This window comes from Mesorhizobium sp. B263B2A, from assembly GCF_020165775.1.
In the GTDB taxonomy this organism is placed as follows: Bacteria; Pseudomonadota; Alphaproteobacteria; order Rhizobiales; family Rhizobiaceae; genus Mesorhizobium; species Mesorhizobium opportunistum.
In genome coordinates this window covers 37,644-63,139 of record NZ_JAIUIU010000013.1, presented here as the reverse complement: position 1 = coordinate 63,139, position 25,496 = coordinate 37,644, and the positions used below count along the sequence as shown (strand labels likewise).

Sequence of the window (25,496 nt, the reverse complement as noted above, 5' to 3'; positions counted from 1 at the left end):
CATCGACAGGACGTAACGTCAATTTATGCTAGTATTGCGGCTGGAGCCACGCAAATCGAGGAGAAATCCGAGGAGGGATGCCATGCGCCGACGCGACATGTTCCGCGCGGTTCTTGCCGGAACCGGAACGCTTCTTGGCCTGCGGGCGGTGCAGGCCGCGGCTACCGAGCCCGCCAGGCTGAAGGTCGCCTATCACCTGAGCGATGTGGACAAGGTCAACTTCGTGCTCGGCAACATCAAGAACCATTATGAGGGCACTGGCGGCAATGTCGACATCGTGCTCGTCGTGCATGGCCCGGCCCTGGCCGGCTTCAAGTCGAAGGGCATATCGGCGGCGGTCTCCGGCCGCTTCGCCGGCCTGGTGCAGCAGGGGCTGGAGCCGCATGCCTGCGGCAACACCATGCACGGCATGGACATTTCGCTGGCCGACCTGCTCGCCGGCTTCCACGCCGCCGACAAGGGTGGTGTCGTCAAGCTCGCCGAACTGCAAAGCCAGGGCTATGCCTATCTCAGGCCATAGTGCACAGTCTTGACTGGACGGTCGCGAACGGCTGGTCTCATGAAAATCTCCGGAGGAAACCGCCGTGCCAGGCATAACCGCGCTTACCATCCCCGATCTCGCCGGCAAGGCGGTGCTGGTCACCGGTGCCTCGACCGGCATCGGCGCCGCACTGGCGCTGGCCTATGCCGCGCAGAAGTCCAAAGTGGCACTGCACTATAATTCAAGCCGCGACGCCGCCGAGAAGCTTGGCAAGATCATCGCCGACAGTGGCGGCGAGGTGTTCCTCGTCCAGGGTGACTTCTCCGTCGCCGCCGATGTCGAACGCGTCGTCGAGGACAGCGCGCAACATTTCGGCCGTCTCGACGGGCTGGTCAACAATGCCGGCGGCATGCTCGGCCGCGTGCCCTACGCCGAGCAGACCGAGGCCCATTACGATGCGGTGATGGACCTCAACGCGCGTTCGGTGCTGACCGCCTCGCGCAAGGCGATGCCGTGGCTGAAGAAGCAGGGTGGCTTCATCGTCAACACCTCGTCGATCGCCGCGCGCAACGGGGCGGGCGGCGGCGCCGGTCTCTACGGTTCGGCCAAGGCCTTCGTCTCCAACGTGACGCGCGGCATGGCCAAGGAACTGATCGGCTTCGGCATCCGCGTCAACGCGGTGGCGCCCGGCACCATTCTCACGCCCTTCCACGAGCGCTATTCGACCGAGGAACAGATGAAAGGCATGGTCGCCACCATTCCGCAAGGGCGCGCCGGCACCGCCGAAGACTGCGTCGGCGCCTATCTGTTCCTCTCATCGGACCTGTTGAGCGGCTACATCACCGGCCAGGTGATCGAGGTGAATGGCGGCCAGTTGATGCCGTGACCAGCTATCTGCATACTGGCGGCCCGCATACTCTTGTCGGAGACTTTGAAGGGGAGACAACGGAATGTACGGACTGATCGGCAAGATGCGGGCAGCGCGCGGCCAGCGCGACGCGGTGGTGGACCTCCTGCGCGCCAGCACCGGCGCCCTGCCGGGTTGCCTGAGCTATATCATCGCCCGCGACCCCGCGGATGCCGATGCGATCTGGGTCACCGAAGTGTGGACCGACGCCGAAAGCCACAAGGCCTCGCTGCAGCTTCCCGAAGTCCAGGCGGCCATCGCCAAGGCGCGGCCCTTCATCGCCGGCTTCGAGTTCCAGGTCGAGACCCACCCGGTCGGCGGCTTTGGGTTGGCTGAGGCCAAAAACGGCTGATCCGATCCGGCGCACGAAATCGTATATTTTTTCGGGCGCATAGGTTCGCATGACTTCGCTTCGCGTCTAAGACCGAAAAATGGATTCCTCGGCCGAGCCACCTCTGGACCAGCCCGCCATCGAGCGCATGGCGCGCATGGGCAGGCCTTGGCAGTGGCTGATCCTGCTCACCATCTCGGCCCTTTTTGCCGGCGCGCTCGAACTCGCTGCTTTGCCGGCTGCGCTGCTGATCGGGCCGATGCTGGCGGCCATCGCCGCCGGCACCAATGGCGCCACGGTGCGCGTGCCGCGCCTTCTGTTCGGCTCCGCCCAGGCGATCGTCGGCTGCCTCGTCGCCGCCTCGATCTCGGCTGACATCTTTCCCGTCTTCTACCGGGAATGGCCGCTGTTCCTGGGTGTCGTGGTGGCGACCGTCGCTGCCTCCAGCCTGCTCGGCTGGCTGATCAGCCGCTGGCGCATCCTGCCAGGCACCACCGCCGTCTGGGGCTCCTCGCCGGGCGCCGCCACCGCCATGGTGCTGATGGCCGGCGCCTTCGGCGCCGACCAGCGCCTTGTCGCCTTCATGCAGTATCTGCGCGTCATCTTCGTTTCGGTGACGGCGGCCCTGGTCGCCAAGATGTGGGTAGACACATCGGGCATCGAGATCCCGCCCATCGTCTGGTTTCCGCCGATCGATGCCCAAGCCTTCGCCGCCACCATCGGCATCGCGATCGTCGGCGGCCTGGCGGGCAAATTGTGCCGGCTGCCCTCGCCGTTTTTCCTCGGTACCTTCATCTTCGGCACCGTCATCCATCTCGGCCTTGGCGTGGAGATGCAATTGCCGCCCTGGCTGCTGGCCGTCAGCTACGCCATGGTCGGCTGGTCGATCGGATTGAACTTCACCCGGCCGATCCTGCGCCATGCAACGCGCGCCCTGCCGCAGATCATCGCCTCGATCGTGGCGCTGATCGCCTTTTGCGGCGGGCTCGCCTTCCTGATCAGCCATCTGCTCGGCATCGATCCGCTGACCGCCTATCTGGCGACCAGCCCCGGCGGCATGGACAGCGTCGCCATCATCGCGGCCGCCGCGCGGAACGTCGACATTTCCTTCGTCATGGCGCTGCAATCGGCGCGCTTCCTGATCGTGCTGCTCGTCGGCCCGAGCGTCGCGCGGCTGGTGGCCAGAAGCATCCGGGAATAGGCAAAACCGCTCGCTTCGGCCCCCATGATTTGACCGGTCGAATCCCGACCCGCGTGGCCGCTGCGCGAAAACCCTCGGCAGCTTGGGCGTAAGTCGCAAAAAATACTTGACTCACATACTCATATTTGAGAGCGCGAGGACGCAATCTGACATGAGACAGTGGAGACGAGTGGATGCGAGCACGGCCGACGACATGGCGCCTGGGGATATCGTTGCTGGGCAGCGCGGCGATGCTTGGTCAACCCTTGGCTGCTCATGCGCAGGACAGTGGCGAGGCCACGGTGCTCGGCCAGATCGAGGTCACCGCGCAAAGCAACGAGATCCTGGTGCAGGATGGCTATGTCGCCAAGAAGGACCGCATCGGCACCAAGGTCGACACGCCGATCGCGGAGATCCCGCAGGCCATTTCGGTGGTGACGCAAAAGCAGATCGAGGATCAGAAGCCGCGCACGCTGAACGAGGCGCTCGGCTACACGGCCAGCGCCAATCCCAACAGCTTCGGCTTCGACACCCGCTATGACGCCTTCTTCCTGCGCGGTTTCCCGGCCTTCTACAACGGCATGTTCCGCGACGGGCTGCGCCAGTACAACGGCCCCTCCGCCTGGTTCAAGACCGAGCCCTACGGCATCGAGGGGGTCACCATCCTGAAAGGCCCGGCGTCCTCGCTCTATGGCGTCAGCGGCCCCGGCGGCATCGTCAACGTCGTCACCAAGCGTCCCAAGGATGAGCCGTTCCACGAGATCGAACTGCTGGCCGGCGAGCACGACCGGTTCCAGGCAGCCCTTGACGCTTCCGGACCGGTGAACGAGGACGGCAGCATCCTCTATCGCTTCACCAGCCTTGGCCGCCTGGGCGAAACCGATCTGCCGGCCTATCCCGACGACAAGCTTTATCTGGCGCCTGCGATCACCTTCAAACCGGACGAGGACACCAAGCTCACCATCCTCGGCGAATATTCGAAATCGGTCACCGGCGGCACCGCTGCCTTCTACAATCCGGGCTATGGCGTGCTCTCCAACATCTACGAGGGCGATACCGCCTGGAACGATTTCACCCAGAACCAGGGGCGCATCGGCTATGAGTTCGAGCACCGCTTCAACGATGTGCTGACGGTGCGCCAGAACCTGCGCTACAACGCCGTCGACAGCGATATCGAATACAGCGGCCACTATTTGCCCGGCGCCAACCAGCCGCTGGAGCGCTATTGGGGCCACTATACCGAGACGATGAAGAACTTCGTCGTCGACAACATGGCGCAGTTCGAGTTCGACACCGGGCCGGTCAGGCACACCGCCGTCGCCGGCATCGACTATGCCTGGTCGGACTACGATGCCGGCAGCGGCTTGTCCTATGTCTCGGTCGACGACATCAAGGCGATGCCGGTTCCCCATTCCGGCGGGCAGGAGATGAACCAGCTCGGCGTCTACCTGCACGACCAGATGGAGTGGAACGACTTCACCCTGTTCACCAGCGGCCGCTACGACTGGGTCGATACCACCTCCACATCAGCAGATTTCAGCCAGTCGAAGCAGAAGGACAGCGCCTTCTCCGGCCGGCTCGGCCTGTCCTACCGGACCGAGTGGGGCCTCATCCCATACGTCAACTACTCGACCTCGTTCTCGCCCAACATCGGCTTCGTCTATGACGACGTCACCAGCACGACCGGCCGCGTCGCCCGGCCGACCATCGCCACGCAGAAGGAGATCGGCGTCAAATATGAGATCCCCGACCACAACGCGATCGTAAGCGCCGCCCTGTTCGACATCGACCAGAAGGATGGCGTCGTCTTCGACGCCTCGACCAACGTCAACAAGCAGCGCCAGCTCGACCTCAATTCGCGCGGTGTCGAGCTGGAAGCCAATGCCTCGCTCGACAATGGCTTCAGCGTCATCGCCTCCTACACCTATCAGCGTGTCAGGATCGAGCGCGGCGCCACGGACACCGATGGCAAGGAACTGTCGGCGACGCCCAATCACATCCTGTCGCTGTGGGGCCACTACCAGTTCGAGAACGGCACCCTGGAAGGACTGGGATTGGGCACCGGCGTGCGCGTTGCCGGGTCGAGCTATGGCGACGACACCAACACTTTCAAGAACAGCGCGCGCGCCTTTGTCGACGCCTCGCTGTCCTATGATTTCGGCACCAGCAATCCGAAGCTCGAAGGCGTCAAACTGCAGGTCAACGCCAAGAACCTGTTCGACAGCCAAAAGACCATCTGCTCGTCCGGCTATTGCTACCGTGACGAAGGCCGCTCGCTGTTCGCCAGCCTGCGCTATCGTTTCTGAGATCAGCTCGTCGCAGGGGGGCAGCGGCTATTCCTCGCCGCCCCCATTTTCGCCCAGCGCGCCGCGGCGCCAATAGGCGGTGACCAGATGCCTGTCGCGCGCAAGGCCCCACTCCTTGCGCACGATCTTGCGGATCTCGCGGAAGTCGGCGAATTCGCATCCGGCCCAGACATGGAGCCCGTCGGCAAGCGCGGCGTGGCTGCGCTCCCGCAAAGCGCCTGGCAGCAGGCCGGCCGTACCGGCCTCGCGGCCGTGCCGGTAGAGCCAGGTGATGTCGATTTTCTCGCCTTGCGGCAACGCGATCCGGTCATCCGGACCATCGACCTCGATGAGCGCCTCGGCGCGGGTCGACGGCGGCAGGTGCTCCAGGATCCTGCCAATAGCGGGCAGCGCCGTGTCGTCGCCGGCCAGAAGCAAAGTCTGCGCCTCCGGCGCCTCGCCGCCGCCGGGCCCGATCATGCCGATGACATCTCCAACCCGTGCGTTCTGCGCGAAGGCGGCGGCGGGCGTATCCTGGCCGGGATGCAGCACGAAGTCGACATCGAGCCAGCCGCTTGCGGCGTCGATAGCCCGGATCGTGTAGACCCGCACGGTCAGCGCGTCCTCCCCGGAGGGCCAGACAAGCAGGCCGTCAGCGCCAAGCATGGGCCAGACCGGCTGCCGGCCACGCGGCGGCAAAAGCAGCCGCATGTGCAGACCGCCATGGGTAAAACGGCCGAGATCCTTGCCGGCGAAACGCAGGCGCTGCATGTGCGGCGAAATCCGCGTCGACGACATCACGGTGATCTCGCGGAAGAAGACCGGCGTACCGGCATCGCTGCCGTCGCCTTCCCAACGCAATCCGCTGGTGGTGCCGAGATGCTGGGCGACGTGGCCGGCGACCGTCATCTTCATGTAGGAGAGGCAGGTCTCGTCGGTCGCCGCAACGCGGATCAGCATGGCGTCGCCATCGAGCGTGGCGCTCAACGACCCGTAATAGAGGCGAAGCTCCCATCGATCGGCGGCACCGGTCTCGATCTCGAATTCGCCGTGCTCGGTGCGAAGACGCTCGATCGCCGACCTCATCGCCTCATCGCTGATCCGGGTCTGCGCACTCAACTGGTCCATCGTTCAAGTCCTTCGATAGCGGTTCAAACGAAGCCGCCGAAAGATCTTGGCCTCGTCGCCATCGCCGGGCATGCCACAGCGCCGCCGTCGTTTCCACGGGAAACTTGACTTAAGTAATCATATTTCCGGATGAGCCGTCGGAGATCTGATTTATGCCCGCCGGCCTATCGCGGCGCTGCAAGGCGTTCGGGAAGGAAATCGACGAAAACGCGCACCTTCGGCGACAGATGGCGATTGGAGGGCCACAGCATCCGGAACTGGCCACGGCCGTCGACATGGTCGTCCAGCACGATGCGCAGCTTGTCCTCGCGCAACGCCTCGCGGACCAGGAAATCGGGCATGCAGGCGATACCGAGGCCGGCGAGCGTGGCGCCCTTCAAGGCTTCCATATTGTTGCAGGTCAGCATCGAGCGGATCTGCGGTTCAGCACTTCCGGTGGTGAATGGCCAGTCCAGCAGCCTGCCGCTGTTGAGGAAGCGAAAGTTTATGCCGAAATGCCTGATGAGATCCGCCGGCACGCTCGGGGTGCCATGCCGGTCGAGGTAGGAGGGCGCGGCGCACAAGAGCATGCGAAACGGCGCAACGGGTCTCGACACCAACCGTGAATCGGGCAGCTCGCCGCTTCTGATCGCGACATCGATGCCTTCCTCGATGACGTCGACGATGCGATCGTTGAAATCGATATCGAGCTCGATCTCGGGATAGCGGGCCATGAACTCCGACAGCACCGGCAGCAGCAGATGGTAGGTGACGATCGGGGTCGAGACACGCAGCCGCCCGCGTGGCGTCTCGCGTGTCCGCGACAGCATCGCCTCGGCATCGTCTATGTCGTCCAGAATGCGCCGCACCCGCTCGTTGAACAGCCTGCCCTCCTCTGTCAGGCCGACACGTCGCGTGCTGCGCTGCAGGAGCCGCACGCCGAGCTCCTGTTCGAGCCGTGCGACGCTCTTGCCGACGGCGGAAGCCGAGATGCCGAGCGCACGGCCGGCGGCGATGAAACTGCCGAGTTCGGCGGTGCGGGCGAAGGCCAAGAGGCCATTGAGGCGGTCCATCGCATTCTTCCATTCGAGCGTTTCAGTCCGGTATGTCAGGAAATACAATACCATTTTTCTGGAAAGGCGGCAGACCTATCTTGTCGTTGCGACCGGTGCGCAACCCACGCGGCAAGCCGGCGGATGCTTTTTCGGATAGGAAATCCATGACCCTGAAGACCACAACCGGCTCGGCCGAGAGATGGCTGGTGCTCTTGTCGGTATGTCTTGCCGCGATGACGATGCCCTTGACCTTCACCGGCCCGGCGGTCGCGCTCTCGCGTATAGCGGCCGATCTCGGCGGCAGCCCGATCGCGCTCAACTGGGTGACGAACGCCTTCATGCTGACTTTCGGCGCCAGCCTGATGGCGGCCGGAGCGCTGGCCGACAACCATGGCCGCAAGCGGATTTTCCTCGCCGGCCTCTGCCTCTATGTCCTGGCGTCGCTGGGCGCGATGCTGGCGCCCGACACCGTCTGGTTCGACATGTTCAGGGCCGCGCAAGGGATCGGCAGTTCTTTGGCCTTCGCCGGCGGCGCCTCGGCGCTTGCCCAGGAATTCGAGGGACCGCTGCGGCTGCGCGCCTTTTCCTTCCTCGGCACCAGCTTCGGCATCGGTCTCGCCTTCGGTCCGATCGCTTCGGGCCTGCTCATCTCCGCGTTTGGCTGGCGATCGATCTTTGTTCTGGTCGCGGCACTCGCGATCGCCTCGGCGGTCCTCGGCCTGCGCACCATCAGGGACTCGCGCGATCCGGATGCGACCGGGCTCGACTGGGCGGGAGCCGGCACCTTCACCATCGCGCTGGCCTCGCTGACCTATGGCGTGTTGCAGGCGCCGCAAAGCGGCTGGGCCAATCCCCTCGTCATCGCGCTTCTGGCAGCGGCGGCCCTCTTCTTCGCCGCGTTCGTCATCGTCGAGCGGCGCGTGCGGCGACCGATGCTCGATCTCACCCTGTTTCGCTTTCCTCGCTTCGTCGGCGTCCAGTTCCTGGCCGCGGCACCCGCCTATGGCTTTGTCGTCCTGCTGGTGCTTCTGCCGATCCGCTTCATCGGCATCGAAGGGATGAGCGAGATGAAGGCCGGGCAATTGATGATCTGCCTCTCGGGACCGCTGCTGATCCTGCCTTTGCTTGCCGGCCAGCTGGCGCGCTGGATCGCGCCGGCCACGATCTGCGGCGTCGGCCTGCTCGTCACCGCCGCCGGCCTCGTCTGGCTGAGCCTGACACCACCGGTCGATATCGCGCTGGTGGCGCCGCTGGTGCTCATCGGCGTCGGCATCGCTTTGCCCTGGGGACTGATGGACGGGCTTGCCGTCAGCGTCGTGCCGAGGGAGCGCGCCGGCATGGCGGTCGGCATCTTCAACACCACGCGCGTCGCCTGCGAGGGCGTGGCAGTGGCGATCGTCATGGCGACACTGTCCGGCTTCACCGCGGCGCAGTTGGCCGCTCAGGGAGCGTCCACGGATACGGCCGCCGCGGCGCAGCTGCTGGTGACCGGCAATGTCGGTGCAAGTGCGCAACATCTGCCTACGGCCAGCGCCGCCGTCCTGGTCGGGGCTTACGAAGCGGCGTTCGACAGGCTGCTGATCGTGCTGGCGGCAATCACCATCGTCACCGCCCTTGTCGTGTTCCTCGGCCTGCGTCGCGGATCAGCAGCGGAACATGAGGCCGTGCCTGTGCCGGCATGCCAGGAAGGGTAGGCTGCGGATCTCAGGCGATGACCAGGCTCGCGATGCGATCGCCGTCCAGCATGAAGGTCATGTCGCCCTCGCCGTTGAAGCCCTTGCCTTTGACGGCGATGCGAACACGATAAGTCCCTTCCGCCGCGGCGATGCGGACAATCCGGAGATTGGACTTCACGCCGATATTGTCCGACTGGTTCCAGCGCGCGATCTGCCCGCGGCCGTGAAAGTCCCGTCCCCAGTCGCTCAGGAACGCATCGTCGGCAAAGGTGTCGAGAAAGGCATCCGTATCACCTGCATTGGTGGCCTCGACGAAGCGGCGGATGGGTTCGGGTATCGTCATCATCTCTGCCCAAGGTGCATCAATGTAGCTTAGTCGAGCCTGTGCATCAGATCCTCATCCAGCCAGCGGCCGAAGAAATAGACCAGCTGCTTGTGCCACCATGGCCAGTCATGGCTGACATCGCCGCCCCAATAATCGACCCATGCGGGAATCGATTTGTCGCGCAGGATCTGTTCCAGCTGGCGCGTCTCGACCAGCATGCGCTCTTCCCAGGCGCCCTGCCCGCAGCAGAAGATCAGCCTGAGCGACTTGAGCCTGGCCAGCAGTTTAGGATCGACGATGCCGGGCAGATAGTCGAGCGGCGAATTGTAGAAGATGTCGCCTTCCAGCGCCTTGCCGAAGAAGTCGCGGGCCGAATAGACGCCCGACAGGGCGATGACGCCGCTCGCCAGTTCCGGAAAGCGGAAGACGAAATTTGACGAGTGGTAGCCGCCCATCGAACAGCCCGAGAACAGCGGCTTCAGCTTGCGTCCGCCATTGGCTGCCGAGGCGGTCTCAAGGAATTCCGGCAGCGCCTCCTCGCGCACATAGCGGAAATAGGCCTCGTGCCGGGCGATGCGGTGCGCGGCATCGTGATGCTTGTCGAAGAAGGATTCCGAATCGATCCCGTCGACCGCGAACAGCTGGATGCGGCCGGTGTCGATGAACTCGGCCAGCGCGCCCACCCCGCCGGAATCCTCGAACTGGTAGAACCGCCCCTGCGAGGTCGGGAACACCACCACCGGCCGGCCCGCATGGCCGTAGCGCTTGTACTCCATGTCGCGGCCAAGATTGCGGGCGAAGGCCTTGTGATAGGAGATGTCCATCCCTCACGCCTTTTCCGCGTGGATATAGGCGACCGCTTCGCGCAGCGCCGCCTGATCCTTCGACCGCATCTGATAGGCGTAATTTCCCATGGCGCGGCTGAAAACCTCTTCGATGGCCTGATGGTGCACGATCTTGTCGCTATGCGCGGCTAGCACGTCCTCATGGCTGTGCAAATAGCGGAGGCGGCGCTTGCGGCTGGCATAGGCGGTGAAATACTTGCCCTCATAGGGGCCGCCGGCGGCGTCCTTGACCACCATGTCGGCCCATGCCGCATAGACGTCGATATCGAACGTATAGTTGATCGCGTCGGTCATCCAGGCGCCGGGCGGCCGCATGTTGACCTCCAGCGCGATGATCCGGTCGTCCCTGGTCTCGAACAGCTCGATGTGAAAGAAGCGCTCGCGCACGTCGAACGCCTTCAGGATCTTGCGGCCCGCCTCCTCGACAACGGGCCGGATCCGGGGGAAACAGATGTAGCTCATGTGGCGGTCCTTGTTGACCACCTCCATGACGCTCTGGTCGTAGCGGTGACTGGCGGCCAGCACCACCTCGCCGTCGCGGTTGACCAGGCCATCATAGGTCACCACCAGCCCCTCGATGAACTGCTCCATGACAAAGGTCACCCCCTCGGGCTTGTCCCTGAAGAACTGGTCGAGCTCTCCCGTGTTGGAGATCTTGAAGGTGTTCGAGGCGCCGGAGCCCGAATCCGGCTTCACCACGACGGGATAGCCGACCCGGCGGATGAAGGTCATGGCGCCGGCGCGGTCGGAGCATTTGCGCTGCGCGATCGTCTCGACGCCGCTCTTGCGGAAGAAGGCGCGCATGCGGCTCTTGCGCTTCAGGTTCTTCACGAAATCGAGCTTGGTGCCGTAGATGTTGAAGTCGGTTCGGATGTTGGCTTCGAGTTCCAGCCAGTGCTCGTTGAGCGACTCGAAACGGTCGATGCGGCCCCATTTGTGGATGAAATGTCCCATCGCCCGGAACACCGGATCATAGTCCTCCATGTCGGCGACCCGGTAATATTCGGAGAGCGAAGCCTTCAGCTTGCCGTCCAACGCTTCATAGGGTGCGTCGCCGATGCCGAGCACCGTGGCGCCGGCCTTTTTCAGCCGGTCGCAGAAATCGGCGCCGTTGGCTGGAAAATGCGGCGAGAAGAACACGAAATTCATGGCCAGTCCCCTCCCGGCGAAAGGGCACCGCAGCCCCGCCGGCGCTCAAGTCTGGCGTATTTGCAGCGCGCGGGGAAGAGCATCCGCATTGGGATGGCATTCAACCGGGTCCCACCCCGCTTGCCTCTCACAAGCCGCTCCTGTAAGAGAACCGCCATGAACACGCGCGCCACCACCGCTTCCCGTCAGACCGGCTTTGCCGGCGAGACCGTGCGCGCGCTTGCCTCGACCCTGCTTCTTCTCGGCCTTATCGGCGATCGCCGGGTTCGCTGAAGGAGCGCCCGGCGGTCGAACCGCCGCGCAAGCGCATGCTCCTTGGCCAGTCTCAAAATTGGCAATCACATCAAGCGAACGAAAATCTGGTAAAGGCGCCACTCGCCATCAATCCGTCCAGGACGGATCCGAGGGCCGCCGGGAGAAACGACGATGAACGCACGAGAACAAATCCGCCCTGATGCCGCGGTAGCCGGCAAGGATGCGGCAAGGGGCACGCCTGGGGCAGCCCGGGAAGGGTCGGCCCGAAGCATGCCGGACGCAGCCCGCAAGTACCAGCCCTACCCCACGGTCGGCCTCACCGACCGCACCTGGCCGTCCAAGGTGATCGACAAGGCGCCGATCTGGTGTTCTGTCGACCTGCGCGACGGCAACCAGGCGCTGATCGATCCGATGGGCCATGAACGCAAGGCCCGCATGTTCGGCCTGCTGCTCGACATGGGCTTCAAGGAGATCGAGATCGGCTTCCCCTCGGCCTCGCAGACCGATTTCGATTTCGCCCGCTGGTGCATCGAGGAAGGCAATGTTCCCGCCGACGTATCGCTGCAGGTGCTGGTGCAGTGCCGGCCCGAGCTGATCACCCGCACCTTCGAAGCGCTGAAGGGCGCCACCAACCCGATCGTGCATTTCTACAATTCGACCAGTGAATTGCAGCGCCGCGTCGTCTTCGAGAAGGATGTCGGCGGCATCAAGCGCATCGCCACCGACGCGGCCAAGATGATCACCGACATGGCCGCCAAGGCGGGTGGCGGTTTCCGTTTCGAATATTCGCCGGAGAGCTTCACCGGCACCGAGCTCGACGTAGCATTGGAGATCTGCAATGCCGTCACCGAGATCGTCAGGCCGACAGCCGACAACAAGCTGATCATCAACCTGCCGTCGACGGTCGAGATGTCGACGCCCAACGTTTATGCCGATCGCATCGAATGGATGTGCCGCAATCTCGACAACAGAGAGAACCTGATCATCTCGCTGCATCCGCACAATGACCGCGGCACCGGCATCGCCACCACCGAGCTCGGCCTGATGGCCGGCGCCGACCGCGTCGAAGGCACGCTGTTCGGCAATGGCGAGCGCACCGGCAATGTCGACATCGTCACGCTGGCGCTCAACATGTACACGCAAGGCGTCGATCCCGGCATCGACTGCTCCGACATCAACCGGATGAAGGACGTCTACGAATATTCGAACCAGTTGAAGATTCCCGAGCGCCACCCCTATGTCGGCGAACTCGTCTACACGGCCTTCTCCGGTTCGCATCAGGACGCCATCAACAAGGGCATGAAGGCCTTGAAGAAGGCCAACACGCCGCTGTGGGAAGTGCCCTACCTGCCGATCGATCCGGCCGATGTCGGCCGCAGCTACGAGGCGATCATCCGCATCAACTCGCAGTCGGGCAAGGGCGGCATCGCCTATGTGCTGCAGGCCGATTACGGCCTCAACCTGCCACGCAATCTGCAGATCGAGTTCAGCCAGGCGATCCAGGCGATCACCGACGCGGAAGGCAAGGAAGTGCCGGCCAAGCGCATCTATGAGCGGTTCCTCGAGGCCTATGTCGATCAGCCGGGCGCACGCTTGAAATTCCTCGATCACCACACCTACCCCGACACCGAGGTCAAGGGGCGGCGCGTGGTCGAGGCTGTCATCCTCGACAACGGCAAGGAAACGACGATATCAGGCACTGGCACCGGCCCGATCGACGGCTTCGTCGATGCGCTGTCGCGGCATGTCGGCGTCGAGATGTCGGTGCTCGACTATTCCGAGCACTCGATGCAGCGCGGCTCGAACGCCTCCGCCATTTCCTATGTCGAGATGGAATATCCAGGCGGAAAGCTGTTCGGCGCCGGCATCAACACCAACATCGTCGCCGCCTCGCTGGAAGCCGTGACTTCCGCCGCCAACCGTATCGTGGGCCGCAAGGCGCGGTAATCCCCACCGATCGGGTCGTCGGCGCGAGAGCAGCAGCGCTCTCGCGCGACGTTTTCGAACCCGAACCGGGCCTGGCCCAAAATGGCCGCTGATGTCGGCGGCGCGCTTCGGCGTCCGCCGACGACGTCCTGCAGCCGGGCCATTAACCACTGGAAAATTATCCGGTTAGGTACGCGATCGCATAATGGGTGTATACTTGTGTGGAGATGCGGGCACTATATGATCGTGCCTCAACCTGTGCCGACTTCGAGAGGATCGACACTTGCAGCATGCCACGCCTGCCGCCCCCGCAGTGCGCGAGACACTGGAGCGACTGCTTGCCAGCGAAACGTTTGGACGGTCCGAACGCGCGCGCAAACTGATCCGCTATCTCGTCGAACGCGAACAGGCAGGCGAAGCCGACAGGCTCAAGGGCTTTTCCATCGCCATGGACGTCTTCGGCAAGGACGGTGATTTCGATCCGTCGACCGATGCGGTGGTGCGGGTCCAGGCTGGCCGGCTGCGCGATTTGCTGCAGCAGTATTTCGCCAACGAAGGCGTCGCCGAACCCGTCCGCATTGCCATTCCGCGCGGCGGCTATGTCCCGGCCTATGAGCTCAACGCGATCCGTTTGCCGGAAACGGCCAGCCTTGCCGGGCAGACGGAAGCGCTGGCATCGCCATCCGAGCAGCCGAGCGCCGCCGACATTCCGTCCGCCGTACTGCTGGCATCGACTGCCGTTCCGGAGCCCTCGGTGGCACGCCATCTTAGGTTCTTCTGGATGGCGATCGCCGTGGTCATCGCCATGCTCGGTGTTCTGATCCTGCGTCAGGGCAGCGGCGTCCTGCTGGCAGGCGGCGACATACCGGCTACGTTAGAGCCCGCCGGCTTGACCGGCAGCATCGCCCGGTCCCCGGCAAGTGAGGCCCTGCCGCTCGTCTACCTCGCCGTCAAGGCTAATGGCCAAGATGCCAGCCGTGTCGCCGCGTCCTTGCGCGCCGGCCTGAGCGGTTTCGATACGGTCGACTTCATCGGCCGCGAGGCCCCCGACGAGACCGATCCGGTCACCAATGCCACGAGCTTCATCTTCGATATCCTGCCTGGACCGGACGCGGGCGACATCACCATCGAGCTGCAGAGCATGGCGACCGGCCGGGTGCTTTTGTCGCGCAACCTGAACGCCGCCGACAGCGCGCCGAACGCCGTCGAGGACCGCATCGCCGGCATCCTGAGTTCGGCTCTTCCCGCTTCCGGCGCGATCTACAACTATATCGAGCAGAGCGGCATGCAGACCGGCCTGACGCAATGCCTGCTGCTCAACGGCAAATACTATCTCGACCAAAACGTCAGAACCCACGGGGCCGCGTACCGCTGCCTTGAGGCCTTGGCCGACGACGGCGCAAAATCGTCGCTGGTTTATTCGGAACTCGCTTCGTTGCACCTCGAGGCGGTGAACGACCACTACGCCTATCCGCCGGATGCGACGATCGAGAAGGCGCTGACATTCGCCCACCGCGCCATACAGATGGGGCCGACCAGCCCTAACGCGCATCGCGCCTATGGCTACATCTATTCGCGCCTTGGCAATCCCGACGAGGCGCTGCGCTGGATGCGCAAGGCCTATGACCTCAACCCCTACGACGTCTCCATGGCCGCCGCCTATGGTTACGGGCTGATTTTCGCCGGCCGCTACACCGAGGGAACACCGCTTCTGGCCCATGCCGTGGATGCCTCCAGCGGGCATCCGACATGGTGGGATTTCGGACTCTTCGCCGGCGAATTCATGCTCGGCGACATGAACAAGGCAACCATTGCCAGCAACGCCTTGAGAACGACCGCAACAAAATCACACTATCTCGCCGCGCGACTGATCGGCGCCCAAATTGCCGGCCAGGACGGTCAGGCGCGCAAGCTGCTCGATGAGCTGAGCGCCAAATTTCCGAAATTCGCCGCCAATCCGCGTGCGACTTTCGTCGATCGGAAATATCCGGCCGATTTGACCGAGCGACTGATCGGCGCCTTGCGCGCCTCCGGGCTTGAGAGCGCCAGTTAACGCCATCAACAGCCGCGGCGCGGCGCGAAGTTATGGTCGGTTTCGTACGCTCCGGTCGTCAAATGCCCGGTTGACCGCCGAGTTCTGTCTTCAACCGTACAAATCGCGAAGATTTTACTGGTCATCGCGCCAGCCAAGGAGCAATTCAGCCACAATTGGCGTCGCGCACCCTGCAACAACAAAAAAATTTCAGCATCCATGATTTCATCGCTTCATGCCGCCGAACAAGGTGCTGGTTCGAAGACCATCGTCCTGCTGCATGGCTTCGGTGGTTGCCATGACGTCTGGGGCGAGGTGATCTCTCCCCTGTCGGCTTCGGCGCGCACGCTGGCCTATGACCTGCCGGGACACGGCTTGTCGCTTGATTTCCCGGGTGCCGGTCCGGCCAAGGTGGCGGCAAAGGCCATTCTCGCCGATCTCTCCGCGCGGGCGCTCAAGCGGGTCCATCTGGTCGGCCACTCGATGGGCGGCGCTGTCGCGGTGCTGATGGCGCTGGCCGACCCGGAAAAAGTCGCTTCGCTGACGCTGTTGGCGCCCGGTGGCTTCGGCCCCGAGATCAACGGGGCACTGTTGCGCCGCTTTGCCGCCGCGAGCGAGTCGTCCGAGATCCTTGCCTGCCTTGCCGCCATGTCGGGTCCACGCGCGCTGCCTGTTGATCACGCCGCCGATACGCTTTCCGAAATGCGCAGGCGGCCCGGGCAACTGGAAAAACTTGTCGAGATCGCAGCTGCCATGACCAGGGACGACCGGCAAGGCGTCATCCCGCGCGACCTGCTCGACACGCTGGCCATGCCTGTGATGGTGGTGTGGGGAACTGAAGACGCGGTGCTGCCCTTCACCCATGCGGATGGCCTGCCGGCGCGCTTTCATGTGCATCACGTTCTGGAGGCCGGCCATATGCTGATCGAGGAAGCGCCCGATCTGATCGCCAGGATCATCCAGCGCAACATGAACCGTCGCGCGAGACCCGTTCGCCCGAAACTCGCCACCACCGCCGATTGAGTTGCCGCTGAGCGCCATATCCCCGGCGCTTCGCCCCCTGACCTCCCCCCATCTCGCCAGTGCATTTTGCCGGCGGCTGTGTTAACTGCATGTTAACCAAACCCGCGAGGCCACGCCGATGAAGGACGCAGGCGAAAAGATCGATCCGTCAAGCAAACTGTCCGATGCCATCCGTGATGTGAAGAACGCCTTTGCCGACCGCGACGATGTCGTCGTCGACATGCGCGAGGCGCATCGCATGCGCCTCGATCTCCTGGCCGCCGAACTCGCGCCCGTCTTTGCCGACGTTCCAGCCGACATGGACAATTTCGATTTCGTCGTTTCCTCGGGGCTGCAGCCGCGTCTGTGGATCGACGCCGTCAGCCATGTCGCGATGGGCCGTGATCGCCGCACCTACCGCTTCCTCAAGGACACTCGCATCGGCCGTGTGGTGCTCGCCGAATCGACCGAGATGAAGCCGGTTGCCAACGCCGTGACACGCTATGTCGCCGAGCGTATCGTCGAGCGCCAGAGGATGATGGAAGGCGGGGTCGAACCGGCAATCGCCGGCATGAAGCGCGCCGAGGTGAGCGAGGCGGAGCCGCCGCTGCGGTCGCCACAACGCAGCAAGGGCTGGTCTGCCTTCTTGTCCGGCCTTGGCCTGATCGCCGCCGGCGCGTTGGTCGGCCTGGCGGTGTCGATCGCCCTGTTCTGGGACCGTCTCGTGGCAATGGGGCTCAGCTTGCGGCCGTAGCGGCTAGGGCCTGGGCGCCCAGTTCCAGCGTCTGCAGGTCGACAGGCGGTATCGCCGGCCCGGTCAGGCCGCGCCGGGTCAGGCGGATCCGCCAATTGTCCTTTTCGCCGTCGATATCGAACAGATTGTACTGTGCCGCCGGGTGCTTGCCGCCCGGCGCCTGGCCGGCGGCGGCGACGCCGACAACCGGGACCTTGGCGCCGCGGACCCCGATCTGGAACAGCGACGGCAGATGCGAATGACCGTGCAGGACAAGCTCGGCGCCATGCCGGCGAATGATCTTGTGGAAGCGGGCGATGCCGAACAGCCGCTTGTGCTGCGGGACGGCGCCACGCACCGGCGGATGATGGATCATGATGGCGCGGAACAGGCCTTGCCCGCCGGTGTCGCGCAGGATCTCGCCGAGCCGCTCCGCCTGCCCCTCCATGAAGAAGCCATTGGCCATGAAGGGCGCCGTGGCGCGCGCCGTCGAGACGCCGATCAGCGCGACATTGCCGCGCACGCGCAGAAAGGGAAAGGCATTGCGGTCGACAGGCGTGTTGATGCCGTCACCGCTCATCCACGCCGCCCATGAGCGACAGACCTTGTCGAAGGCGCCGGGCACATAGGCATCGTGGTTTCCCGGAACGACGGAAACGTCTTGCGGCGGTCCCAACGTCTCCAGCCAGTGCCTGGCCATCTCGATCTCGCCGTCGAGCGCCAGATTGACCAGGTCGCCGGTGACGGCGAGATGGTCGGGACTTTGCGCCTTGACGTCGGCGACGATGGTGTCGATGACGGCGTCATGCATGTGGCGGCGGCGGTTGCGCTGCCAGTTGACGTAGCCGAGCACGCGCTTGGAGGCGAGATCGCGATAGGATACATCCGGGAGCGGCCCCAGATGGACATCGGAAATATGCGCGAGCCTGAACATGCATCCTTCATAGGCGACCAGCGCCCTCCTTTCCACCCACGGTTTCGCTACCGATGACGAGCCCGCAAGATCCCTTCCGCCAGACCGGCTGGGCTGGCCTCAGGGCCCGGCTGTTCCATCTCTATTTCGTGCTGCGGCGGCCGATGACGCTCGGCGTGCGCGGCCTGATCCACGATACCGCCACGAATTCCGTTTTCCTCATCCGCCACACCTATGTGCCGGGCTGGCAGCTTCCCGGCGGCGGCGTCGAGGTCGGCGAGACCATGGACGAAGCGCTGGCGCGCGAATTGGCGGAGGAAGGCAACATCGCGCTTACCGCCCCGCCGGCGCTGAAATCGATGCATTTCAACCGCCGCTCCAGCCGCCGCGATCATGTCGGCTTCTATCTCATCGAGCAGTTCGCCCAGACGGCGCCGAAGCTGCCTGACCACGAAATCGCCGAAGCCGGTTTCTTCCCGCTGGACCGTTTGCCGGAAGCAACGACGCCGGCGACACTGCGGCGGATCGCCGAGGTTTTCCAGGGAGAGCCGACTTCTAGTTACTGGTGATTTACGAAATACAGTTATCCTCAACCTCGATTTCAATGATTTTAATTTCATTAAAATCTTATCGAGGGGCGAAAAATGGCTTACGAGAAAACAGATACGGTCAGTATATGGCCTTATGTCGGCATTTACATGCTTGTAACGTTTTTAGTCAGCCTGGCTCTGATCGCTCTGGCAATAATTTTTCCGTCATTCATCGCGCTTACCGGAAAGAATACCTATTTCGGGGTGAATTTCGCCTCTACTTTGACGGCATATTCCCTATTCATACGAAAACATGGGAGAACCTTCCATAGAGGGGAGTATTGGAAAACGGTGGTGTTTTCCACGATAGCTATCATTTTATTCTCGATGTTGTTCCTTCTGCTTTCACTCGCGGACGACGCCACGGCGGCAAAATTGAGAGGAATCCCATTTGGTGGCTGGGTTGCGATCATGGCACTGGCGACGCTGTTTGCCTTCTGCCTCAACGCCCTCGGTTACTCGAGTTGGTTCGGAAATCGCATGTTGAAAGCCAATCGCAAAAGACAAACGCAACTCGACACCAAACCTTTCCGCTGATCAGCCTGCCGGCTATCAGGCCGCCCTCCTGAACCGTCCCCGGTCATGCGGCGCGGCATAGTCCAGCTCCGGCCCCACGGGCACGATCCGCGTCGGGTTGATCGTTTCGTGGCTACCGTAGTAATGCGCCTTGATGTGATGCAGGTTCACCGTGCCGGCGACGCCGGGCACCTGATAGAGGTCGCGCAGATAGTTCGACAGGTTGGGATAGTCGGCGATACGGCGCAGATTGCACTTGAAATGACCGACATAGACCGGGTCGAAGCGCACAAGCGTGGTGAACAGCCGCCAGTCGGCTTCGGTGATGCGATCGCCAACGAGATAACGCTGCTTGGAAAGCCGATCCTCGAGCGTGTCGAGCGCTGAGAACAATGCGTCGAAGGCCTCCTGATAGGCGGCTTGCGTGGTGGCGAAGCCGGCACGATAGACGCCGTTGTTGATGGCGGGATAGACCAGAGCGTTGATCGCATCGATCTCGCCGCGCAAGGGCTGTGGATAGAAATCGAGACCGGCATCGCCCCATTCGTCGAAGGCTGAATTGAGCATCCGGATGATCTCGGGGGATTCGTTGGAGACGATGGTCTGCTCCTTTTTGTCCCACAGCACCGGCACCGTGACCCGGCCGGAATAGGCCGGATCGGCCCTGGTGTAGATCTGGTGCAGGAAGTCGAGGCCGTAGAGCGTGTCGCCGGTGGCGCCGTCCTCGGCGAGAAACGTCCAGCCGTTCGCGCCCATGAAATGGTGCACGACCGAGACGGAGATGATGCCTTCGAGCCTCTTCAGCGCGCGAAAGATCAACGTCCGGTGCGCCCACGGACATGCAAGCGAGACATAGAGGTGGTAGCGGCCGGGCTCTGCCTTGAAGCCTCGATGGCGGCCTTCGGCCGGTTTGCCGTCACGCGTGATCCAGTCGCGCCACAGCGACTGCGCCCGCACGAACTTGCCGCCGCTGCCCTTGGTGTCGTACCAGCGGTCCTGCCACTTGCCGTCGACCAGCAATCCCATGGGATGTCCTTTCGCCTTTCCACCTGATGTAGAGCGCGACGCGGCAAGGCTGAAATCATCAGGGCTGAACAGACTGTCAATCGTTGGGGCCAGCGAACGGGGTCGATTGCAGCGGCCGAAAATTGATGCTAGCGGACACTTCGCATGTTCGATTTTGCTTTGATCCGGTTTGACCGACGACGAAAGGGCGCCCGCGCTTGATGAAGCGCTGACTGGCGAATGCTGCCGTTTGCAGCAACCTTTCCTCTCTACCGGAACGCAAAGACCATGAGCCTTGCCGACGTGAAATACCTGCCGGAAATCCCGGCGCATGATGCTGAGATCGAAGCCATCAACGACGAGGCCTTCGGCCCCGGCCGCTTTGTCCTGGCCGCCTACAAGATCCGCGAGGCTGGAGGGCACGAACGCGCTCTGTCCTTTGTCGCCGTCGACGGCGACATCGTCGTCGCTTCGGTGCGCATGACCCGCATTGCCGCCGGCCCCGGCCGCGCGCTGATGCTCGGGCCGCTCGCGGTACGGCCCGCCTTCAAGAATCTCGGCATTGGCCGCCGGCTGGTGGCGATTGCGCTTGAAGCTGCCGCCAAGGCCGGTGCGCCGGCCGTCATACTGGTCGGCGACGAGCCCTATTACGGGCCGCTCGGCTTCAAGCGGATCCCGCGCGGCCAGATTTCGATGCCGCGCCCTGTCGATCTCGACCGCTTGCTGTCGCACGAGATCGTGCCGGGTTCCGTCGCCAAGCTCTTGGGCGAGGTCGGTCACGCCAGTCAGGCCAGGGTCGCCGAGCACATCGCCGCCATGGCTTGACCTTCCCGTTCGATCTGGCACTGATCCTTTCCTGCTTTCACTGGAAGGAAATGACGCCATGATCCCGAACGGCCAGATCGCAATCGTGACCGGCGGCGGCTCCGGCCTTGGCGAGGCGACGGCGCGGGCGCTTGCCGCCAAGGGTGCCCGCGTCGCCATATTCGATGTCGGCATCGACCGCGCCGCCAAGGTCGCGGCCGAGATCAGCGGCATTGCCGTCCAATGCGACGTCAGCAGCGCCGACAGCGGCGCTGCCGCCCTCGCCGAGGTCGCGGCCAAGCTGGGCGAGCCGCGCATCCTGGTCAACTGCGCCGGCATTGCCATCGGCGTGAAGACGATCGGCAAGGATGGTCCGCATCCGCTCGACCAGTACCGCAAGGTGATCGAGGTCAATCTGATCGGCACCTTCAATATGATCCGCCTCGTCGCCGATCGCGCCGCGAAGCTCGAGCCGCTGCAGGGCGGCGAACGCGGCGTCATCGTCAACACGGCCTCGGTCGCCGCCTATGACGGCCAGATCGGCCAGGCGGCCTATTCGGCCTCCAAGGGTGGTGTGGTCGGCATGACGCTGCCGGTGGCGCGCGACCTTGCCCGTTCCGGGATCCGCGTCTGCACCATCGCGCCCGGCATCTTCAAGACACCGATGATGGCCGGCATGCCGCAGGAGGTGCAGGATTCGCTGGGCGCCGCCGTGCCCTTCCCTTCTCGCCTCGGCGAACCATCCGAATATGCCGCCCTTGCCCTGCACATCATCGAGAACCAGATGCTGAACGGCGAGACCATCCGCCTCGACGGCGCCATCCGCATGGCACCGAAGTGATGCATGCCGTCCAAGTTGAGAAGCGATTTTTGAGATAACGAAATGCATAAAGAGCTAGCCCTTGCCAAACCCGGCATCTTCGTCCGATAAGTGGAATATGAAGATCAACTTAGAAGAGCCGGACCCTTGGGCGAGAGAAAGAAGGATGTGATCCGCGAGACCGATGCCGAGGCGATCCGGCTGGCGAAGACGCTTCTGCGCAGCGCCCGCTCCGGCGCACTAGCGGTGCTGGAGCCGCGGACCGGGTCGCCGCTGGCGAGCCGGGTCGGCGTGGCCACGGACATCGACGGCGCGCCGCTGATCCTGGTGTCGATGCTTTCCGCGCACACGCCTGCCTTGCTTGCCGATCCGCGCTGTTCCCTGCTGCTCGGCGAGCCAGGCAAGGGCGACCCGCTGGCGCATCCTCGCCTGACGCTGATCTGCGGGGCATCGCGGCTGGAGCGTGGCTCGGACATCCACGCGCGCGCCGAGCGCCGTTATCTCAACCGCAACCCCAAGGCCAGCCTCTATGCCGGGCTCGGCGACTTTTCGATCTTTCGCCTCGAACCGCAACGCGCCAGCCTCAATGGCGGCTTCGGCAAGGCCTATCTGCTCGATCGGTCCGATCTCACCAGCAGCGGACCCATCGTCGAAGAGCTTGCGGCCAGCGAACAATCCGCCATCGAGCACATGAACGCGGAACATCTCGACGCGGTCGCCGTTTATGCACATCAGTTTGCCAGGGCATCCGGCGAGGGCTGGACCATCGCCGGATTGGATGCCGATGGCATGGATTTGATGTCGGGGGACAGTGTTTGCCGGGTTTTCTTCCCGCAACCCCTGGTGGCGGCGCGCGAACTTCGGCCCGTTCTGGTCGAAATGGCCAGGGGCGGCCGCGAAATGATGCAGACAAGTGACAGAACTTAATTGCATTTGATCAAAAGCAATGCTTGAGATTTGGAAGAAATGTTCTACGCTCAAGGGGTGGCACTGACTCGTCAGTGTCCTTTCGCAAGTGAATTTATGGATTCAGGCGCCATTGCCCCCATGGCACCTCGATGAGCAAACAGCATGGGGCATTCATGGTCTCGACAAAGCTAATCGCCAACGCTGAACCGGCGGCTGAATTTTTGATGCTTATGGGCAACGAAAAACGGCTGTTGATCATGAGCTATCTGATCGACGGTGAAATGTCGGTCGGCGCTATCGCCGAAAAGGTGATGCTCAGCCAATCCGCCCTCTCGCAGCATCTGGCCAAGCTGCGGGCGCTTGATTTGGTGGACACCCGCCGCGACCGTCAGATGATCTACTACTCCTGCAAATCCGATGCGGTGCGCGAACTGCTTGTCATGCTGGATGGTATTTTCGGCAGCGGCAAGGAGGACCTGTCCCAGATGGCACAGAGATTGCGCCGCGCCGGGACTTGACCGGACGCTTCTGCGGCCGTTTACCTCGCTGACGATTTCCGGAGCGTGGCTTGTGCGTCCTTTTCGACGCACGAACCGCGCTCTCGATCTTTGAGCAGGGGACATGAACCCAATTCGCATCGACGACCCGCAGGATCCGCGCGTCGCCGCCTATCTCGATATCCGCGAACGCGACCTTGCGGGCCGGCAAGGCCGCTTCGTCGCCGAAGGCAAGGTGGTGCTCGACCTGCTTTTGTCGTCGAGACGCTTCAGCGCCGAATCCGTCCTGGTCCTGGAAAACCGGCTGGGCGGCCTGAAGGACACGCTGGACAAGGCACCCGCGGATCTGCCGGTCTATGTCGTCACCAGCGCGGTGATGGACGCGATCGCCGGCTTTCACCTCCATCGCGGCATCCTGGCCATCGGCCGCAAGGAGACGCCGCAGCCGGCCGGCCCATTGCTGGATGCCTTGCCCGCCCTGGCCCTGGTCGTGGTGCTCGTCGGCATTTCCAACCACGACAATATGGGTTCGATCTTCCGCAACGCCGCCGCCTTCGGCGCCGATGCGGTGCTGATCGACGCGACATGCTGCGATCCGCTGTACCGCAAGGCGATCCGTGTTTCGGTCGGCGCCGCGCTGAAGATCCCTTTCGCGTCCTTCACCGACACCGCCGGCTTCACGGCGATGCTGGCCGAACGAGGCTTTGAGCAGTTCGCGCTGTCTCCACGCGGACGGACCGACATACGCGATGCAAAGTCGGCCGGGCGCCTGGCGCTCTATCTCGGCACCGAGGGCGAAGGCCTGCCCGAAAGCCTGCTCGCGCGCCTGCAGACCGTACGGATAACCATGGCGGAAGGCTTCGACAGCCTGAACGTGGCAGCCGCCTCAGCGATTGCCCTGCATCATTTCTCGCACCGCTAAGGCATGTCGCCCGAAAGTGACCTCGGTTTTTGGGAGAACGACAGCCGCTGCCTCAGGTCGCATCCGCATTCTGCAAGGCTCGCACACGGTCGGCGAGGCTGCGGTCGCCGCCGCTGGGCCGGCTGTCCTGCGGTACCGCCAACGCCTTGGCGATCGGCGAATCGGGCCCCTCGAGCTTGGCCGTCAGGTGGACGACTTCCGCCGCCAGCTCGTTCATCTGCTCGCGCAGCGCGGCACCGCCATTCGTGGTGCCCGATGATGCCATGGCGCCGAGATCCGCCTTCAGCCGCTTGTTCTCGCGCGCCAGCGCCGTCAGCCTGACCTCCAGCCGTTCGCGATCACCGTCGAGCTTGGCGATCGCCCTATCCAGCTCATCGCGCCTTTCAGCCTCGTCACGCCTGTCAGTCCCAAGCTTGTCGGCCTGATCAGGCTTGCCGACCAGCCGCAGAGCCGGTCCGCCATCCTCGGTTTTCGCTTTTTCGCGCAGCCGCGCCAGATCCTTTTCGCGGCGCTCGAGCTTGTCCTCGCGATCGGCGAGCGTGGCGAGCAGCCGCTCGACCTTCTTGTCGAGTTCAGCCGTCCTTTTCTTCTCGGCCTTCAGGGCCTCGCGCGCTGCCTTGCTTTCGGCCGCGATCTCCTGCTGGCGGCGGTCCGCCTCCTTGCGCTGGCCGCGCAGCAGCGAGATGTCACTGGCAAGCTTCTGCAATTCGGACTCGCGCGCCACCAACTCGATCTGCCGGCTGCTGGAAGAAAAACTGGCGTCGTCGTACATGTGCTCCAGCTTTTCGAGCTCGAGCGCCCGCTTTTCCAGCTTTCGTTCGGTTTCCTTGAGCCGCTCCGAAAGCTGATGCAGTTCCTCTTCGCGCTGCCGCAGCGCTTCGTTCTTGGCGCCAAGTTCGGCGAGCGCGTGGTTCTTGTCCGTGCGCTCGACCGCCAGCCCCTTCAACGCCTCGCGGCCGCGATTGATCTCGACGAGTTGTTCGGCCGCCTTCTCGCGCAGCGCCTTGACGTTCATCTCGAGGCGACGCGCCGACATGGCGTACTCGGCCCGGATCCGGTCCTTGTCGGCCTGGATCTCGGCCCGGGTCAACGGGATCGAAGCTTCGATGCGCCTGCGGGTCAGGGCGACGGCACGCCTCCAGACCGCCGGAGCGATCATCAGCGCCAGAAAGCCGGCACACAGAAAGCCAAGGGCAAAGAACAGGACCGACTGAACCAAAGGACTACCCGC

Annotated in this window: 25 protein-coding genes; 17 read left to right on the top strand and 8 right to left on the bottom strand. The window is 63.6% G+C overall.

Annotated elements, in window-relative coordinates; translation table 11 throughout:
• The first annotated feature begins 82 nt into the window (after positions 1-82).
• From LB568_RS20305 to LB568_RS20285, 5 genes are all read left to right on the top strand, one after another.
• Complete coding sequence (locus LB568_RS20305; RefSeq protein ID WP_224731115.1) at positions 83-520, top strand: DsrE family protein; 438 nt, start codon at positions 83-85, stop codon at positions 518-520.
• Between the two features lie 64 nt (positions 521-584).
• The gene (locus tag LB568_RS20300) at positions 585-1,367 is read left to right on the top strand and encodes an SDR family NAD(P)-dependent oxidoreductase (protein ID WP_224731114.1); all 783 of its coding nucleotides are present in this window, start codon (positions 585-587) and stop codon (positions 1,365-1,367) included.
• Positions 1,368-1,431: 64 nt separating this feature from the next.
• Positions 1,432-1,740, top strand: coding sequence for a putative quinol monooxygenase (locus LB568_RS20295; protein WP_224731113.1), 309 nt, complete (start codon positions 1,432-1,434; stop codon positions 1,738-1,740).
• A gap of 79 nt (positions 1,741-1,819) precedes the next feature.
• A complete protein-coding gene (locus LB568_RS20290; RefSeq protein WP_224731112.1) occupies positions 1,820-2,920 on the top strand; it encodes an AbrB family transcriptional regulator in 1,101 nt (366 codons plus the stop codon).
• 173 nt (positions 2,921-3,093) lie between these two features.
• Positions 3,094-5,205, top strand: coding sequence for a TonB-dependent siderophore receptor (locus tag LB568_RS20285; RefSeq protein WP_224731111.1), 2,112 nt, complete (start codon positions 3,094-3,096; stop codon positions 5,203-5,205).
• Between the two features lie 27 nt (positions 5,206-5,232).
• On the opposite strand, the gene LB568_RS20280 is transcribed toward LB568_RS20285, so the two are convergent.
• Together LB568_RS20280 and LB568_RS20275 are read right to left on the bottom strand one after the other, a co-directional pair.
• Positions 5,233-6,312 (bottom strand): siderophore-interacting protein, encoded by a 1,080-nt coding sequence (locus LB568_RS20280; RefSeq protein WP_224731110.1) that lies wholly within the window; start codon positions 6,310-6,312, stop codon positions 5,233-5,235.
• A gap of 164 nt (positions 6,313-6,476) precedes the next feature.
• Complete coding sequence (locus LB568_RS20275; protein ID WP_224731109.1) at positions 6,477-7,364, bottom strand: LysR family transcriptional regulator; 888 nt, start codon at positions 7,362-7,364, stop codon at positions 6,477-6,479.
• A gap of 146 nt (positions 7,365-7,510) precedes the next feature.
• Between LB568_RS20275 and LB568_RS20270 the strand changes: the two genes are divergently transcribed.
• On the top strand, positions 7,511-9,040 hold the full coding sequence (locus LB568_RS20270) for an MFS transporter (protein WP_224731108.1): 1,530 nt from the start codon (positions 7,511-7,513) through the stop codon (positions 9,038-9,040).
• Between the two features lie 10 nt (positions 9,041-9,050).
• On the opposite strand, the gene LB568_RS20265 is transcribed toward LB568_RS20270, so the two are convergent.
• The 3 genes from LB568_RS20265 to LB568_RS20255 are packed head-to-tail and all read right to left on the bottom strand — an operon-like array spanning position 9,051 to position 11,341.
• A complete protein-coding gene (locus LB568_RS20265; RefSeq protein WP_224731107.1) occupies positions 9,051-9,365 on the bottom strand; it encodes a nuclear transport factor 2 family protein in 315 nt (104 codons plus the stop codon).
• Positions 9,366-9,394: 29 nt separating this feature from the next.
• Positions 9,395-10,171, bottom strand: coding sequence for an esterase family protein (locus tag LB568_RS20260; RefSeq protein ID WP_224731106.1), 777 nt, complete (start codon positions 10,169-10,171; stop codon positions 9,395-9,397).
• A gap of 3 nt (positions 10,172-10,174) precedes the next feature.
• Positions 10,175-11,341, bottom strand: coding sequence for an ATP-grasp domain-containing protein (locus tag LB568_RS20255; protein ID WP_224731105.1), 1,167 nt, complete (start codon positions 11,339-11,341; stop codon positions 10,175-10,177).
• Between the two features lie 525 nt (positions 11,342-11,866).
• Between LB568_RS20255 and leuA the strand changes: the two genes are divergently transcribed.
• The 4 genes from leuA (at position 11,867) to LB568_RS20235 (ending at position 17,310) form a co-directional block, all read left to right on the top strand.
• The gene (leuA, locus tag LB568_RS20250) at positions 11,867-13,543 is read left to right on the top strand and encodes a 2-isopropylmalate synthase (RefSeq protein WP_041164083.1); all 1,677 of its coding nucleotides are present in this window, start codon (positions 11,867-11,869) and stop codon (positions 13,541-13,543) included.
• A gap of 262 nt (positions 13,544-13,805) precedes the next feature.
• Complete coding sequence (locus LB568_RS20245; RefSeq protein WP_224731104.1) at positions 13,806-15,575, top strand: tetratricopeptide repeat protein; 1,770 nt, start codon at positions 13,806-13,808, stop codon at positions 15,573-15,575.
• A 198-nt stretch (positions 15,576-15,773) separates the two neighbouring features.
• On the top strand, positions 15,774-16,577 hold the full coding sequence (locus LB568_RS20240) for an alpha/beta fold hydrolase (protein WP_140574778.1): 804 nt from the start codon (positions 15,774-15,776) through the stop codon (positions 16,575-16,577).
• Between the two features lie 118 nt (positions 16,578-16,695).
• Complete coding sequence (locus LB568_RS20235) at positions 16,696-17,310, top strand: hypothetical protein (RefSeq protein ID WP_013893396.1); 615 nt, start codon at positions 16,696-16,698, stop codon at positions 17,308-17,310.
• Here the strand turns inward: LB568_RS20235 and LB568_RS20230 are convergent.
• The gene (locus LB568_RS20230) at positions 17,294-18,223 is read right to left on the bottom strand and encodes a metallophosphoesterase family protein (RefSeq protein WP_224731103.1); all 930 of its coding nucleotides are present in this window, start codon (positions 18,221-18,223) and stop codon (positions 17,294-17,296) included. The genes LB568_RS20235 and LB568_RS20230 overlap by 17 nt on opposite strands.
• Positions 18,224-18,276: 53 nt before the next feature.
• On the opposite strand from LB568_RS20230, the gene LB568_RS20225 reads away from it, so the two are divergent.
• Positions 18,277-18,771 carry an NUDIX domain-containing protein gene (locus LB568_RS20225; RefSeq protein WP_224731102.1) on the top strand — a complete coding sequence of 165 codons (495 nt, stop codon included), beginning with the start codon at positions 18,277-18,279 and terminating at the stop codon, positions 18,769-18,771.
• Between the two features lie 75 nt (positions 18,772-18,846).
• Entirely contained in the window at positions 18,847-19,329 is a 483-nt protein-coding gene (locus tag LB568_RS20220) for an ABZJ_00895 family protein (protein WP_224731101.1), read from the top strand.
• A gap of 15 nt (positions 19,330-19,344) precedes the next feature.
• Here the strand turns inward: LB568_RS20220 and LB568_RS20215 are convergent, their stop codons facing one another.
• A complete protein-coding gene (locus LB568_RS20215) occupies positions 19,345-20,334 on the bottom strand; it encodes a glutathione S-transferase family protein (protein ID WP_224731100.1) in 990 nt (329 codons plus the stop codon).
• 267 nt (positions 20,335-20,601) lie between these two features.
• On the opposite strand from LB568_RS20215, the gene LB568_RS20210 reads away from it, so the two are divergent.
• The 5 genes from LB568_RS20210 (at position 20,602) to LB568_RS20190 (ending at position 24,265) form a co-directional block, all read left to right on the top strand.
• The gene (locus tag LB568_RS20210; RefSeq protein ID WP_041164080.1) at positions 20,602-21,138 is read left to right on the top strand and encodes a GNAT family N-acetyltransferase; all 537 of its coding nucleotides are present in this window, start codon (positions 20,602-20,604) and stop codon (positions 21,136-21,138) included.
• Between the two features lie 58 nt (positions 21,139-21,196).
• Positions 21,197-21,958, top strand: a complete 762-nt coding sequence (locus tag LB568_RS20205; RefSeq protein WP_013893389.1) for a 3-hydroxyacyl-CoA dehydrogenase — start codon at positions 21,197-21,199, stop codon at positions 21,956-21,958.
• Positions 21,959-22,084: 126 nt separating this feature from the next.
• Positions 22,085-22,864: a HugZ family protein gene (locus LB568_RS20200; protein ID WP_224731099.1), complete on the top strand. Its 780-nt coding sequence runs from the start codon at positions 22,085-22,087 to the stop codon at positions 22,862-22,864.
• Positions 22,865-23,019: 155 nt separating this feature from the next.
• Complete coding sequence (locus LB568_RS20195; protein WP_013893387.1) at positions 23,020-23,364, top strand: ArsR/SmtB family transcription factor; 345 nt, start codon at positions 23,020-23,022, stop codon at positions 23,362-23,364.
• 103 nt (positions 23,365-23,467) lie between these two features.
• Positions 23,468-24,265: a TrmH family RNA methyltransferase gene (locus tag LB568_RS20190; protein ID WP_224731098.1), complete on the top strand. Its 798-nt coding sequence runs from the start codon at positions 23,468-23,470 to the stop codon at positions 24,263-24,265.
• Positions 24,266-24,317: 52 nt separating this feature from the next.
• On the opposite strand, the gene LB568_RS20185 is transcribed toward LB568_RS20190, so the two are convergent.
• The gene (locus tag LB568_RS20185; protein WP_224731097.1) at positions 24,318-25,484 is read right to left on the bottom strand and encodes a hypothetical protein; all 1,167 of its coding nucleotides are present in this window, start codon (positions 25,482-25,484) and stop codon (positions 24,318-24,320) included.
• Positions 25,485-25,496 lie beyond the last annotated feature (12 nt).

Excerpts from the sequence above, each read along its gene's own strand:
- LB568_RS20305 (WP_224731115.1), top strand. The coding sequence starts at position 83 with ATGCGCCGACGCGACATGTTCCGCGCGGTTCTTGCCGGAACCGGAACG.
- LB568_RS20295 (WP_224731113.1), top strand. The coding sequence starts at position 1,432 with ATGTACGGACTGATCGGCAAGATGCGGGCAGCGCGCGGCCAGCGCGAC.
- LB568_RS20290 (WP_224731112.1), top strand. The coding sequence starts at position 1,820 with ATGGATTCCTCGGCCGAGCCACCTCTGGACCAGCCCGCCATCGAGCGC.
- LB568_RS20285 (WP_224731111.1), top strand. The coding sequence starts at position 3,094 with ATGCGAGCACGGCCGACGACATGGCGCCTGGGGATATCGTTGCTGGGC.
- LB568_RS20280 (WP_224731110.1), bottom strand. The coding sequence starts at position 6,312 with ATGGACCAGTTGAGTGCGCAGACCCGGATCAGCGATGAGGCGATGAGG.
- LB568_RS20275 (WP_224731109.1), bottom strand. The coding sequence starts at position 7,364 with ATGGACCGCCTCAATGGCCTCTTGGCCTTCGCCCGCACCGCCGAACTC.
- LB568_RS20270 (WP_224731108.1), top strand. The coding sequence starts at position 7,511 with ATGACCCTGAAGACCACAACCGGCTCGGCCGAGAGATGGCTGGTGCTC.
- LB568_RS20265 (WP_224731107.1), bottom strand. The coding sequence starts at position 9,365 with ATGACGATACCCGAACCCATCCGCCGCTTCGTCGAGGCCACCAATGCA.
- LB568_RS20260 (WP_224731106.1), bottom strand. The coding sequence starts at position 10,171 with ATGGACATCTCCTATCACAAGGCCTTCGCCCGCAATCTTGGCCGCGAC.
- LB568_RS20255 (WP_224731105.1), bottom strand. The coding sequence starts at position 11,341 with ATGAATTTCGTGTTCTTCTCGCCGCATTTTCCAGCCAACGGCGCCGAT.
- leuA (WP_041164083.1), top strand. The coding sequence starts at position 11,867 with ATGCCGGACGCAGCCCGCAAGTACCAGCCCTACCCCACGGTCGGCCTC.
- LB568_RS20240 (WP_140574778.1), top strand. The coding sequence starts at position 15,774 with ATGATTTCATCGCTTCATGCCGCCGAACAAGGTGCTGGTTCGAAGACC.
- LB568_RS20235 (WP_013893396.1), top strand. The coding sequence starts at position 16,696 with ATGAAGGACGCAGGCGAAAAGATCGATCCGTCAAGCAAACTGTCCGAT.
- LB568_RS20230 (WP_224731103.1), bottom strand. The coding sequence starts at position 18,223 with ATGTTCAGGCTCGCGCATATTTCCGATGTCCATCTGGGGCCGCTCCCG.
- LB568_RS20225 (WP_224731102.1), top strand. The coding sequence starts at position 18,277 with ATGACGAGCCCGCAAGATCCCTTCCGCCAGACCGGCTGGGCTGGCCTC.
- LB568_RS20220 (WP_224731101.1), top strand. The coding sequence starts at position 18,847 with ATGGCTTACGAGAAAACAGATACGGTCAGTATATGGCCTTATGTCGGC.
- LB568_RS20215 (WP_224731100.1), bottom strand. The coding sequence starts at position 20,334 with ATGGGATTGCTGGTCGACGGCAAGTGGCAGGACCGCTGGTACGACACC.
- LB568_RS20210 (WP_041164080.1), top strand. The coding sequence starts at position 20,602 with ATGAGCCTTGCCGACGTGAAATACCTGCCGGAAATCCCGGCGCATGAT.
- LB568_RS20205 (WP_013893389.1), top strand. The coding sequence starts at position 21,197 with ATGATCCCGAACGGCCAGATCGCAATCGTGACCGGCGGCGGCTCCGGC.
- LB568_RS20195 (WP_013893387.1), top strand. The coding sequence starts at position 23,020 with ATGGTCTCGACAAAGCTAATCGCCAACGCTGAACCGGCGGCTGAATTT.
- LB568_RS20190 (WP_224731098.1), top strand. The coding sequence starts at position 23,468 with ATGAACCCAATTCGCATCGACGACCCGCAGGATCCGCGCGTCGCCGCC.